At 38.0% G+C, this 13,702-nt stretch carries 12 protein-coding genes, 3 pseudogenes and 1 other annotated feature; of the genes and pseudogenes, 2 read left to right on the top strand and 13 right to left on the bottom strand.

The features are described from left to right. Window positions 1-91 precede the first annotated feature (91 nt). The 13 genes and pseudogenes from MF4640_RS14980 to MF4640_RS14920 form a co-directional block, all read right to left on the bottom strand. Window positions 92-1,060 carry a GlxA family transcriptional regulator gene (locus MF4640_RS14980; protein WP_078390080.1) on the bottom strand — a complete coding sequence of 323 codons (969 nt, stop codon included), beginning with the start codon at window positions 1,058-1,060 and terminating at the stop codon, window positions 92-94. Window positions 1,061-1,350: 290 nt separating this feature from the next. Further along, window positions 1,351-3,051, bottom strand: coding sequence for an urease subunit alpha (ureC, locus tag MF4640_RS14975; protein ID WP_078390087.1), 1,701 nt, complete (start codon window positions 3,049-3,051; stop codon window positions 1,351-1,353). A 42-nt stretch (window positions 3,052-3,093) separates the two neighbouring features. After that, window positions 3,094-3,402 carry an urease subunit beta gene (locus tag MF4640_RS14970; RefSeq protein WP_034700312.1) on the bottom strand — a complete coding sequence of 103 codons (309 nt, stop codon included), beginning with the start codon at window positions 3,400-3,402 and terminating at the stop codon, window positions 3,094-3,096. A 19-nt stretch (window positions 3,403-3,421) separates the two neighbouring features. Continuing rightward, window positions 3,422-3,724 carry an urease subunit gamma gene (gene ureA / locus MF4640_RS14965; RefSeq protein ID WP_000422459.1) on the bottom strand — a complete coding sequence of 101 codons (303 nt, stop codon included), beginning with the start codon at window positions 3,722-3,724 and terminating at the stop codon, window positions 3,422-3,424. A gap of 100 nt (window positions 3,725-3,824) precedes the next feature. Next, on the bottom strand, window positions 3,825-4,703 hold the full coding sequence (locus MF4640_RS14960) for an urease accessory protein UreD (protein WP_078390079.1): 879 nt from the start codon (window positions 4,701-4,703) through the stop codon (window positions 3,825-3,827). Window positions 4,704-4,774: 71 nt separating this feature from the next. Then, a complete protein-coding gene (locus tag MF4640_RS14955) occupies window positions 4,775-5,341 on the bottom strand; it encodes a HupE/UreJ family protein (protein WP_000221700.1) in 567 nt (188 codons plus the stop codon). A 14-nt stretch (window positions 5,342-5,355) separates the two neighbouring features. Next, a complete protein-coding gene (gene ureG, locus MF4640_RS14950) occupies window positions 5,356-5,970 on the bottom strand; it encodes an urease accessory protein UreG (protein WP_078390078.1) in 615 nt (204 codons plus the stop codon). Window positions 5,971-5,987: 17 nt separating this feature from the next. Continuing rightward, a complete protein-coding gene (locus MF4640_RS14945) occupies window positions 5,988-6,653 on the bottom strand; it encodes an urease accessory protein UreF (protein WP_078390077.1) in 666 nt (221 codons plus the stop codon). Then, window positions 6,640-7,122 (bottom strand): urease accessory protein UreE, encoded by a 483-nt coding sequence (gene ureE / locus MF4640_RS14940; protein ID WP_078390076.1) that lies wholly within the window; start codon window positions 7,120-7,122, stop codon window positions 6,640-6,642. The genes MF4640_RS14945 and ureE overlap by 14 nt, the downstream gene beginning before the upstream one ends. A gap of 406 nt (window positions 7,123-7,528) precedes the next feature. Then, window positions 7,529-7,810 (bottom strand): annotated as a pseudogene (locus tag MF4640_RS14935) (allantoin permease); the annotation flags it as partial. Continuing rightward, a pseudogene (locus tag MF4640_RS14930) lies at window positions 7,792-8,143 on the bottom strand (transposase); the annotation flags it as partial. The pseudogenes MF4640_RS14930 and MF4640_RS14935, both read right to left, overlap by 19 nt. A 127-nt stretch (window positions 8,144-8,270) precedes the next feature. Then, the gene (locus MF4640_RS14925; RefSeq protein WP_005199790.1) at window positions 8,271-9,170 is read right to left on the bottom strand and encodes a ParB/RepB/Spo0J family partition protein; all 900 of its coding nucleotides are present in this window, start codon (window positions 9,168-9,170) and stop codon (window positions 8,271-8,273) included. Window positions 9,171-9,188: 18 nt separating this feature from the next. Then, entirely contained in the window at window positions 9,189-9,965 is a 777-nt protein-coding gene (locus MF4640_RS14920; RefSeq protein ID WP_004637171.1) for a ParA family protein, read from the bottom strand. A gap of 913 nt (window positions 9,966-10,878) precedes the next feature. Between MF4640_RS14920 and MF4640_RS14915 the strand changes: the two genes are divergently transcribed. Both MF4640_RS14915 and MF4640_RS14905 read left to right on the top strand, forming a co-directional pair. Continuing rightward, on the top strand, window positions 10,879-12,051 hold the full coding sequence (locus MF4640_RS14915) for a replication initiation protein (RefSeq protein ID WP_004637173.1): 1,173 nt from the start codon (window positions 10,879-10,881) through the stop codon (window positions 12,049-12,051). 864 nt (window positions 12,052-12,915) lie between these two features. Further along, window positions 12,916-13,702 (top strand): annotated as a pseudogene (locus MF4640_RS14905) (DDE-type integrase/transposase/recombinase); the annotation flags it as partial. After that, window positions 13,191-13,307: a sequence feature (AL1L pseudoknot), on the top strand. (Overlaps the previous pseudogene by 117 nt.)

Raw genomic sequence — 13,702 nt, 5'->3', positions numbered from 1 at the left:
TCATGTTGTGTGTCTGTATGAATCAAGCATAGGTATTTTTGAAACGTTGTTTTTTTCCAAAATCGCTAAAAAATTGTCAAAATTCGACAAATTAATAAGCTAATTCCAAAATGCCACGTTCATTTTTCGGAGAATAATTAAATTGGTTTTTATAGGCTTTATTAAAACTAGACGCATTAGCAAAACCGCAGGCTAATGCTACATTAGAGACGCTCATAGAAGATTGTTTCAATAAATTTTGTGCATGTGTTAAGCGTATATTTAAATAATATTCTTTGGGAGAACAGTCGAAATGCATTTGAAATGAGCGTTCTAACGTTCGTGTTTGACTATGAATCAAATGACAAATTTCTAAAATATTTAATGGTTCATTAATATTATTTTCCATTAAACGAATTGCCTCTTTGACAAGAGGATGAATATCTTTACCCTGCTTCGAGATGGGTTGGTGTTGAATATCCGTATTTTCACGCAAGTGATGTACAATAAATTGTTCACAAATTCTCTTGGCTAAATTGGCATTGTAATGTTGCTCCACGAGTTGCGAACACATATCTATAGATGCAAGCCCCCCCGAGCAGGTAAATCGGTTCCGATCCAAACTAAAAATATGTGGATTAAAATTAACTTGCGGAAATTCTTCTTGTGCAGCTAAAGAGTTTTCCCAATGTAAACTCGCTTGATAACCATTCAATAGATCTGCACTTGCCAACACATATGCACCAGTACAAATCCCACCTAAAGCAATATTCGCCTGATCTAAACGCTTCAAAAAAATTTTATGTAATGGGTTATTCAACTTAAAAAGCTGAAAACCACCGCAAATAAACACAATATCCATTTCAAAAAGATGCTGCATTTTGCAAGTATGCTGCACCTGCAAACCATTACTAGCACAAGTATGATGCCCATCTAAACCTGTCACATTCCATTGGTATAAATGACTTTTTTCAACATAATTTGCCATTCGAAAGACCTCAACAGCATTTGAAAATGCTATCATTGAAAATCCATCAAGAAGTAAAAAACCAATACGCTTTGCTTGAAATGAAGTCTTCATTAAAGAAATCTCTTTAAGAGCTAATTTTCTAGTTAAGCAAATTACGTACCAAATAAGATGATTTTACATAATTAATAATTTCAGCCGATAAATTATTTTTAAAGTAGACTTGAACTTAATTCTCAATGACTTTGTTCCATAATGTTATCTAAGCACCTCCTTACATGTTTCCGCTTTGCACATGCAATATCATCAGAGCTACAATACTCTTACAATATCAATCATTAAAGTCTGCATCACACCAAACATAATCCGCAGACTGAATATTTTAGGTCTTAAAAAGATAATCTTTAAAATAAAAAATAACGCTGAGCCATTGGTAATACCTCTGCTGGCTCACAAGTTAAATGCACGCCATCTGCCCGTACTTCGTAAATTTCTGGATCAACTTCCATCACTGGTATATAGGTGTTGTGCTTCATGTCAGCTTTGGAAATATTACGCGTGTTTTTACATGCAGAAATGATTTTCTTCAGACCTAATTTTTCCGCTACGCCATTGTTAATTCCTGCCTGAGACAAGAAGGTAATACAGGTGTTATGTGCACCGCGCGCATTTGCGCCAAACATGGGACGGTAATGCACAGGCTGTGGTGTTGGAATGGACGCATTGATGTCACCCATTGGCGCTGCTGCAATCATACCGCCTTTAATAATCATGGCAGGTTTAACACCAAAAAATGCAGGTTTCCACAGCACCAAGTCTGCCAGCTTGCCTTCTTCGACCGAGCCGACTTCATGACTTAAACCATGGGTAATCGCTGGATTAATTGTATATTTCGCAATATAACGTTTAACCCGTTGATTATCGGTATGTGGCGTATCACCTTCTAGTGGTCCGCGCTGCACTTTCATTTTATGTGCCGTTTGCCATGTACGAATAATCACTTCTCCCACACGTCCCATTGCCTGTGAATCGGACGACATCATGGAAATTGCGCCCAAATCTTGCAAAATATCTTCCGCGGCAATGGTTTCACGGCGAATTCGGCTTTCGGCAAACGCAACATCTTCTGAAATTGCAGGATCTAAATGATGACACACCATAAGCATGTCCAAATGCTCATCAATGGTATTGACGGTATAAGGACGGGTGGGATTGGTTGAAGATGGCAACACATTGGCTTGACCAATGGCTTTTAAAATATCAGGGGCATGCCCACCACCTGCACCTTCGGTATGATAGGTGTGAATGGTACGCTGTTTAAATGCCGCCAGCGTTTCTTCCAAGAAGCCACTTTCATTTAAAGTATCGGTATGAATGGCAACCTGAACATCGTATTCATCGGCAACCGTTAAACAGTTATCGATGGCAGCGGGTGTGGAACCCCAGTCTTCGTGCAATTTCAAACCCACCACACCCGCTTCAATCTGCTCGCGGACAGGATCCGGTAAACTCAAATTTCCTTTGCCCAATAGCCCAATATTCATGGGTAAATCATCGATGGCTTGCAACATGGTCGCAATATGCCATGGTCCCGGTGTTACCGTGGTGGCGGATGTTCCCGCTGCTGGACCTGTTCCACCACCAATCATGGTGGTTGTACCTGACATGAGTGCAGTTTCCACTTGCTGCGGGCAAATCCAGTGAATATGCGTATCGATGCCACCTGCAGTGAGAATTTGACCTTCCCCTGCAATCACTTCCGTGGCAGCTCCCAACGGAATGGTAATATTGGGTTGTATATCTGGATTCCCTGCCTTGCCAATTTTCCAGATACGACCATTCTTTATACCGACATCAGCTTTCACAATGCCCCACCAATCGACAATAAGTGCATTGGTAATAACGGTATCAGCAACATCATCTGCCAACAATTGGGACTGTCCCATGCCATCTCGAATGACTTTACCACCACCGAATTTAACTTCTTCACCATAAGTGGTCAGGTCTTGTTCGACTTCAATAAACAGTTCCGTGTCCGCCAAGCGAACACGATCTCCTACTGTTGGTCCGAACATTTCCGCATATGCACGACGTGACATTTTCATCATAGATTACTCTAAATTCTTAAAAGATTTTGATGGCCCGACTTAGTCAAGTTTCCCCATCACTCGACCCGCAAAGCCGTACACTTCACGCTTTCCAGCTAGTGCCACCAACTCGACATCTCGGCTCTGACCTGGCTCAAAACGTACTGCGGTGCCTGCTGCAATATTCAAACGGTAGCCTTTGGCACGCTCGCGCTCAAATTGCAAAGCATCATTGGCTTCATAAAAGTGAAAATGTGAACCAATTTGAATCGGTCGATCCCCAGTATTCGCAACCGTTATTTTTAGGGTTTCACGTCCAACATTTAACTCAATATCGCGATCTGGCGTAATTACTTCACCTGGAATCATCTTTATTCCTTATTGTTCTTTACATAATCGGTTGATGTACAGTCACCAGTTTTGAGCCATCTGGAAAGGTTGCTTCAACTTGGACTTCAACAATCATTTCTGCAATGCCATCCATCACATCATTGCGGCTCAGTAAAGTCGTGCCGTAGTGCATCAACTCGCTTACGCTCATGCCATCGCGTGCACCTTCAAGCAAGGCAGCAGAAATATACGCAATCGCTTCAGGATAATTCAGCTTTAAACCACGTGCTTTACGGCGCTCTGCAACCAAGCCCGCGGTAAAAATTAAAAGTTTGTCTTTTTCTGTTGGATTTAATTCCATATCTTTTACCTATTTAAACGTGGAGATGCTTCGCTCATGAGCTATACATGACCAAAATTCGTTGTGTCATTTGGTCTTGAAATTACAGGCTAAAATGACTTTATGTTCTCCAAATACGAGGAAATTCTTCATCCAGATCGTACCAATAGCGTCTTAATCTAGCTCTGATAGCAGCAAAAGCATCATGACATTGCCGAACATCATTCCCCAAATAGCGTGCACAAACTACATCATCCAAAACCGTTAAGGTGACGGGTACATCCATACGCATCATCAGTTCACGGATTAAATCCAGATGCTCTTCTAAATCTAGACTGGCACGATATTGCACGGGAGGCACGGCCCAGAAACTTCCCATCACAGATTGACCATGCATGCCTAGGCATGAACTTAACCAACGGTCATTTCCCTTAAAACTTAAGGTATCGGCAACCAACAAAGTCTGATTACGAAACAGTTTGAACATGTTGATATAGGCACCATCACTAAATTGCTCTTCACGTGCTTGGCGACCAATCACCAACATGTCCCAACCAATAAAACTGGCTGCCTGATCCAAATGGATGATGGTTTCTGAATGCGCATTCGCACCATTAAACAGCATGGTTTCTTGCGGCAACCATTCAAAAATAGCATTAGCATTTAAACTTATATTGATATGCTGATAGGCCTTTTTACCATTGGTTTTGTACCATTTACCTGCGCCAGGGGTGGTCACTAAGGCATGTGCCTGCGGGCCGACAGACATATCAAAAGTCAGGTGATCCCCACCCGCAATGCCCGCAGGGGGATGCACAATAATGGCATGGCAAACCCCTGTTTTTTCAGGCCAAAGCATTTTTTGTACCCGCACTGGACCATAATGTTTGCGGTGATGTAACACCGTGCATTTAGGCTCTTTTTGAGCCTGAAAGCCGAGTTCCAACTTGGCAAACCATAATTGGGCATCATGCGTTCGACTGACGGTTAAATCCTGCATGCTTCCTCTGCGTGATGAATACCAATAATCTGGTGTGTTGAAACTTGTTCATCAAAATGACCTGAATATCATTAAGCCAAACCAATCAATGCAACAACTGCAGCAATTCCACCGACAATTTTCTTACCATGTGGCACATATTTTTGTACCAAAGCGCCCAAACCCAATCCACCTGCGTAGATGCAAGACATTGCAACAACCATGCCGAAGACTAAACCGATCACATGACCTGAATGACTCAATTCGGCACCATGCGCCATGCCATGAAAACTTGCTAAAACCATGGTCGCAACTGCAAACAGTCGATTGGCTTTGGTCCATAGGGCAATGGCAAGAACAGATAAGGAGAAAACAATGCCGTATTCAGCAATATTCGCAGAAACCATATGCAATTGCCCAAGGCTAAAACCTGCAATCATGGCAATAACTAAACCCAACAATCCACCTACTTTCCAACGATTAGCCGCTGACCACAGCAGCACACCAAAAGCGATCGCCATCGTGAGGTGATCAATTCCAGTAAAGGGATGAATAAAGCCCGTTAAAAAACTATTCTGTTGTTCATGACCAGGATGTGCCATTGCCCAAATTGGAAAAGCTGCGGCGAAAGTGGCTAAAGTTCTTTTTAAATAAGTCATTGTGTTTCCCCGAATTACGCTTGGAATAGACCTTGTTTTTCAATGAACGAAATAATAATTTCCAGACCTTCTTTGGTTTTCATATTGCTAAACAAGAACGGCTTATCCCCACGCATGCGTTTAGCATCTTGGTCCATTACACTTAAATTTGCTCCGACCATAGGTGCCAAGTCTGTTTTATTGATAATCAACAAATCAGATTTGGTAATGCCCGGACCACCTTTACGTGGAATCTTTTCTCCCCCTGCCACATCAATCACATACAAGGTTAGATCTGAAAGCTCAGGACTAAACGTCGCCGCCAAATTATCCCCACCACTTTCAATAATAATCAGCTCAAGTCCATCAAACTTTTCACATAAATCATCAATTGCCGCGAGGTTAATAGACGCATCTTCACGAATGGCGGTATGCGGGCAACCACCCGTTTCTACCCCGACAATACGCTCTGGAGACATGGCTTGATTGCGGGTTAAAAAGTTTGAATCTTCTTTGGTATAAATGTCATTGGTGACGACCGCCATATTATATTTTTCACGTAAGGCCTGACATAAATTCAAGGTAAGTGCCGTTTTACCTGACCCGACTGGTCCACCAATTCCTACACGCAATGGGCTACGTTGTGACATGTTTTATCCTCTTAAAATTATGATCTGAATAGTCTTGAATATTGGGTCTCGTGGTGCATACTTAGCATGGCATATTGCGGTAAGGCACTACTGATTTCAGTGTCTTGTAACGCCAGTGCACGCGTAATTGCTACAGGTATGAGCGCATGTAAATGCCACAAAATACGCTGACCACTCATCTGCCCAAGTGGAACGGTTTTGACTGCCGCCAAGACCTGATTTTCTAAAACGGTAAAAGTATAAGCCGTGAGTACTTCTGTTTGATTCAGCCCCAAAGTGCTACACAGGCTTCCATACACAGGAACAAAGCCAAGCTGTTTTTTCACCTTAACGGGTTGCTTTAATACGTCTCTAATCCATGCATTTATAGAAAATGCCAACTGTTTCGATTCCGCCAGTAACTCTTTACTCTCACGACTGGCGCGGTAAAAGTTTGCCCAGTAAGTAAAATTTTCTTCGTCATCACTGTATTGCATTAAACGCTTCAACACAGGCAACTCAAAACGAACCAAGAGCATTTCCAGCACTTCTTCAAAATAAGCAATGCTGGAGGCTTCATCATGAATCAGCCCTCGATCAATGGCACTTTCCACGCCTTGCGAATAGCAATATGCCCCTATCGGCAATGCTGTTGATGACAAAGTCAACAAGCTGAGCAGTTGAGATGGATTAGTGATGGACATGATGTAAAGTCTTGATTGGGCTTAAGCGATGGTCATGTTGATGTTGTGCATAGGCACCGCTTTCAGGTTCAAAAGGATGATCTACCTCTGCAACGTTTAATCCCAAACCCAGCACCATTTCAGCCAGTACATGATCTGGTTCGAAATATAATGCTGTTGGCGTCAACATTAAGGGAACGTGACGATTACCGAGATGATATGCCGCTTTTAATAAATCAAATTCTTGCTGAGCCGAAACTTTCATCAGTTTTTCTGGTTTCGCTTCAACTTTAAGAATATTTCCACTCTCCGTCGAAATATATGACCCACTGCGTAAAATGCCTGTACGTGGCAAATCTGCACCAATATCTACCCCATTTTTTAAAGTTGCACGAAAACGGCTCTTTTGGCGCGTATCGAAAGTCAGCTCAATGACATCAAAGTCACAATTTTCTGTAACTACTTCTAATCGTTGAGTATAAATTTCCATTTTTTCTCCATGCTTGACTTTGTTTTAGGACTGCTTTTGATCCAAATTGATTCAAAATATAAATCGCTTTCACAAAATGCACCACCTCAACGTTCAAAGCAATTATTGCGCCAATTTTTCTACATACACCACATTTAAGCGTATATATTGCTCAGAAACTCCAAATGAAAACTTCAAGAAAATATGATTTCTCATTTAAATGATGTCAGGACATTTAAGACAAAAATAGCAGCTGTCGGGTTATTCGAGATGGATGTTGTATCCACTCTTTGGATTAGAATAGATTTTTCCGCACTTTTTCTAGAGTTTTCCCCAATAAATATTAAAAAACCCTGATGCAAAATCATCAGGGTTTATGATTTGATCGAAATTCAGCTTATTAAAAAGCAGATATCTGAAAAATCATTTATTTTTCCAAAGTCTTACATAGAGAACAAATAACACCTTTGTGCTTATGTGAATACATAATATCAGGTCTTTCATAATCTTCATCACATGACACACAATGATAAACTGTTGCTATAGGTAGCCCAGTAGCATCATAACGTGATTCTTTTACCCCATCATCTGTAGCTTTAATATAATATTTTCCTTTCGTAATTAAACCCATGATTGGAGTCAAAACAAAGCCCAAAATCAGAGCAATTAAAGGTGAATATGGCATTAGAAATTCACCACACTTTGTGAATCAATCATGATAAAGCTCGTTTGTTCTTTGCGTCCATTGCTGATACGGGCCTCGCCAACTACATTTTTTTAAAGCTTGCTCAAGTATGCTAGGTTCAGTTTCTGAAGACTTTTTATTCCAAATCGAGAAGTAATAATGCACAGTGCTTTTAGGTGGGAAGTCTCGAGGAAGCATACTCCATTTGCATCCACTTTTTAGAATATAGAGCAATGCGCAAAATACTTCATAGACATCAACGACTCTTGGACGTGTTTGTTTTCTTTCGCTCAATAGTAACGGTTTAATTTCTTTAAAGGCTTCTCGACTAATGTCGCTGGGATATGTTTTTCTCATGGGGGAAATTTAACAAATTATTTTTTCAATTGCTAAAAAAGAATGAAATTAATACTGGATAGGCTCTTATATAAATTTTCCTAATTACAAAAAAATAGTGTAGCAAGTTGCTACACTTTTTTTTACTTTATTTTTCTAACATTCGTTTTAGGAAAGCTTCTAATTCTTGTAAATTTTGATCATCGAATTGGCCGATTTTTAAAGATACCTTTAATGTATTATGGTCAAATTTGATATTACCAGCAACTTTCCCATCATATTCAATTTTATGTACAATTGAAGTTTGAATTACTTCTTTCGTTTCTTTTGACTTAAAGATTTTTTCAGCTAGTGATGTCAGTTTTGTCTGTTCAACTTCTTTTTTAAGCAATTTTGACCATGCTTCGAATAATGCTTTTTTAGCATTTTCATGGTTTTCATCATGATCTGATAGAAACTTTTTCACTGCTGTAGCAGCGGTCCGTGCTAATAATGAGGGCTGTTTTTCCAAATCTTCAATCAACTCTCCAGGTAATTTTTCAAAAGATAAATATTTATACATATCCTCACGATTCATACCTAATGACTTTGCTAACTTCTGCTTATTTTTTTTTAATTTTTCATCCAAAGAAGTTAATCCAACATATATTTCATAATCTGTCAGATCTTCTCGCTTTAAATTTTCAGCTAATGTTAATAAAGCAACTTCTTCATCCGATGCATCAATAATGATTACTTCAATGGTGTTCTTATTGAGAAATTGGTGGGCTTTCAATCGTCTTTCACCAGCAATCAACTCATATTTATCATTTATTCTACGAACGGCAATTGGTTGTAATAGCCCAATTTCCTCAATTGATGCTGCTAAATCTTCAATATCTTGTTGATTAAAGAGTTTTCGAGGCTGGTTAGGGCTAGCCTGAATATCTGTAATTTGTACATTACGTCTTAGCTCTTTGACATCATTAATATGCTCTTTTTGGGCATGTTGATGCTTTTGAGTATTTTGCTGAAGACGTTTAGCCAATATCTCTTTATTACTTACCATAGTATTTCCAGAATTATATTATTTGACACGCTGAACAATTTCTTGTGCTAAAGTTTCAAAAGCTTTTCGAACTTTTGAGTTTTTATCAACAGATAATAAAGGTTGTTGCAAAATTGCAGCTTGATTAACTTTAGTGCTCATTGGAATTGTGGTATGCAATAATTCTCCAACTTGATTAAATGCTTCATCTTTTATTAATTTACATACATTCTGACGCTCATCATGTTTAATTAATAAAGCACCTAAGAGTTCTAATTCAGGGTTAACTCTTCTAATTTTACTTAAGTGATTAATTAAATCAGTAACACCATAGAGACCGTATTGTGAACCAGATTCAATTGGAACAATAACATGTGTCGAAGCGGCTAAAGCATTGCTAGTTAATAATTTTAAGCTCGGAGGGCAATCAATAAGAATGTAGTCATATAATCCTTCTAGAATTTCCAATTTATTTGAAAGTTCCTCGGTTGGTCTTGGTGCATCATCTTTCAATTGATCTTCAGTTTTACCAAGAGTTAATGAGCCATATATTAAGGAAACATTTTTAAATTTTGTTTCTTCTTCTAATGCTTCCGATAATAAACTTATATCACCAATGAGTAATTCCGCTGATGTAGTTTCAACTTCGCTAGGGTGTCTTAATCCTATATGTAAACTTGCATTTGCTTGTGGATCCAGATCAATTACTAAGACCTTATTTCCTAATTCAGCAAGTTCTGAAGCAAGATGTACTACAGTAGTTGTTTTCCCGCAACCACCTTTATGATTAGCTACAGCAATGATTTTAGTTGACATATTTGTCTTAAGGAATTTACTTTGATTTCATTTAATATAAAGATATTTGTAGCAACTTGCTACAGTTCCTTTGTCATATTTTTATCTTTTGAATTCAAAAGATGTGGAAAAAACATTTCTTAACTTTTTTTAAAAATATAGCTAGCTAATTATAATTAGTATTAATTAGTATTAATTAGTTAATTATAATTAGACAAATTTTATTTCTTTAAAATCAAATAGATAGGATTCTTAAAGTGGAAGGCGTGTCACTAATAAGTGGAAGGCCTGTCATTGATAAGTGGAAGCCCTGTCACCTATAAGTGGAAGGTTTGTCACTAATTAGTGGAAGGTCTGTCACCGATAAGTGGAAGGTTTGTCACTATGGTGGAAGACTTGTCATTGTGATTTATTTTAATGTGGATTTTTTAATTTAAAACAAAACAATTCAACTGCTTGTGATGTTGATAAGTTTGTTTTTATTGAAATAAAGGTGGAAGACTTGTCATTAGATGTTTTTTATTCTGTGGATAAACTATTTGTATAAAATTTAATGGATAACATGATGTTTAATAGTCAAGAATATCGGAATGGTGGAAGGCTTGTCACTTTAACAGTGGAATGTGTGTTGATTAATTCCACTTTAGTGGTGCTGTAGGCTATTCCTATTTTCAAATTGATTGCTTTAGCGACACGGATGAATTATCAAAGGTGGAAGAATTGTCACTTAAAAGTGTTTAATTTTATATTAATTCCACCATAAGACTAAATAGTATCAAAATTGCACTTTAATAGTGACACTTCTTCCACTCTTAAGGTGTTTGATGGGCATAAACTGAGTTAATTTAATGTAAGGAAGAGAAAATAGTGAGCGGTTTGCATCTTCTTCCACTTTTGTGTATAACATGTAGAAAATATTTTAATCTTTCCACTTATGAGCAATCACAACGAACCAGAAGAATTAGAACATCTACCTTATTGTATTGGTAATATTCGACATAATGGAGTAGTCAGCACTAGTAACCGTCTGATTAGACCAATTGAATTATCATCTAATGAGTATAAAGCTCTACTTTATGCGATGGCTGTTGCGAATTATGGTGAGAAGAATAATCAAGATCGTGAAATTACAGAGCAAACTTATATTTATTTGCATAAAGATGATTTAGGCGAACTATTAGGATTAGATAAAAAGAATTCCATTAATGTTGCTATTGATCGTATTTATAAAGAATTATCATCACGAGTAGCCCATTTTGTAATTGAAGAGTCCGTGGATGATAATAAGCGTAAAGTTAAAAAAGTACACTCAGTAGTACCAATTATTCGTGAACTCCGTTGGGAAGATGATGCTAAAAATGCTTTGCAGATACGTTTCACCAGTGAAGTACTTCCATATTTTACTCGTTTAGCAAATGGAAATTTTACAACCTATCAATTGAAAGATTTATTTGCTTTGGACTCTGTCACCAGTATGAGTTTGTATTCATACTTTATCAAAAATGAATTTAAGTATGCTAATCAAGATTCTTATGAGGTTGAACTTTCACTTGAGAATATCAAAGCATTAATTGATATTGGGGAGAAAAAATACGATCGTTGGGTTGATTTTAGACGATACGTTTTAGACAAAATTATTGAAGAAATTAATGAAAGGACTAGTCTTCAATTAGAATACGATACCATCAAGAAAGGTCGACCTATTGTCGGAGTTCGATTTAAAATTCTTAATAGGCATGCCACGGAAGTTGTTGTATCTAATACTAATGATAAGACTCAAATCTATTTAGATGTCAATTTTGATGATAATGCGCTTGTTAAAGAATTAGGTGCGAAGTTCGATATGACCGTAAGGTCTTGGTACATCTATGCGAACGACCCAAATTATAAACAGTTTAGTAAGTGGTTTAAGACAGAAGGGTGCTTAACTGAATCTCAAGCAAATGTGATAGTTAATGATATTATGTTCCAAATGGATTTTGCTGTAGCTGGCAGTTCAATGAGTGAATTTAAGAAAGAAATGAAATATAAATTGAAAAATAATCCAAATTTTGTAAAAGAAAATAGAAAACGATTGAATGAAATATTTGGAAAAGAAGTTATATGACAGTGTAGCAACTTGCTACACTGTTTACGATAATGTGTAAAATAAGCTTGATATCAGTTTAGGTTATATTTTGATAGCTAATTAATAGACCTATGAACTCATAATCCGTTGGTCGACAGTTCAAGTCTGTCTGGGCCCACTAGTTATTAAACCCCATAAACCTTTGGTTTATGGGGTTTTTCTATACCTATAATGAACTTTGCTTCTAAATTTTTATGGACCGTATGTGGTCCATTTTGCATGATAGTCCGATGGTCTCAGGTTTAGAAATGAGAAAATCACCAACCAAAACCATTTCACTGACACTCAATTCGATGTGAATAGCTTAATTGATCATCCATAGTGAAGTTGCTATCAAATGAGCTATGAGCAGAGAAATGAGATGTTGTGGGGGATTCTTGGAGAATCCAGATTCTACCGTTTCTTCCTAAAGGTCTAGAGCTTTTCCTGATTCTTCTTGGGGAGTTGTGTCAATAAATTATTATCAGGCAGGATAGCTATAAACTACCATCTGTGTAGAACTTCTCGATTGCCTGCCTAGCCTTCATCATCAGATTGGTGAATACGTTTTCATATTCACCTTGACATTAAAGGTCGGTAACCTTTTTCTATTCTACCTTATGTGGCAACTGCTGAGGGAACTTATCCTTGTCTACTACATTTCTCATGATTTCAGGTTTGAGATTTTCTTTCTGGCACAGAGGTTGATAGATCTTCAGCATCCAAGACATCAGCAAATTTATGCTCAACGTTTAGATAGCCATTCTACTGTTTAAAAAACTTATTATCATTAGAGAGTTCTAAGATAATAAAGTGAACCGTACCGGGTTTGTCGGAGAGTCAATATTCTGAGAGACTATCCCGATGACAAAATTAAAATATACCCCTGAAATCAGAGAAAGAGCTGTTCAATTATTGATTGAATCTGAAAAAGATTATCCTTCTACTTGGGCTGCGATCACAGCAATTGCGCCTAAGATCGGTTGTACTCCTGAAACACTTCGTGCCTGGCATCAAAAGCATTTAGATCAGCTAAATCCTATTAAAGTACAACAGATATCTGATCAAGAAAAAATGAAGCAAATGGAACGTGAAATTAAAGAATTAAAGCGTGCCAATGAAATTCTACGTAAAGCAGCCGCTTTTTTCGCCCAGGCGGAGCTCGACCGCCCATACAAATAATGGTGGATTTTATCCATAACAATAAAGATCGATATGGTGTTGATGCGATTTGTAGGATTTTACCGATCGCAGCTTCAACCTATTACCGAACTTTAGATCTCGCTGACAAACCACCCGTAACCGAGATGACCAAAAACGGGCAGATGATTTAGTGAAACGTAATTTTAATGCTGATCATCCTGACCCTTGCGAAGCAATGCTTCTCAGGTGGGTGACTTTACCTATATTCAAACTCATTCAGGCTGGGTCTATACCGCCTTTATTATTGATGTGTTCTCACGAGCAATTGTTGGATGGAAAGTATCTACACGGATGAATACAGATATGGTGCTCGATGCACTTGAGCAAGCATTGCACGATCGAGGCATGCCAAAGAATGTGATTCATCATTCCGATAGAGGTGTTCAATATTTTTCTATTCGCTATACCAATCGTTTAGAAGCTGCAAATTTACGAGCATCAGTCGGTA

It is taken from the genome of Acinetobacter sp. MF4640, from assembly GCF_002018895.1.
Classification (GTDB): domain Bacteria; phylum Pseudomonadota; class Gammaproteobacteria; order Pseudomonadales; family Moraxellaceae; genus Acinetobacter; species Acinetobacter johnsonii.
This window is presented reverse-complemented; position numbering and strand designations above follow the sequence as displayed.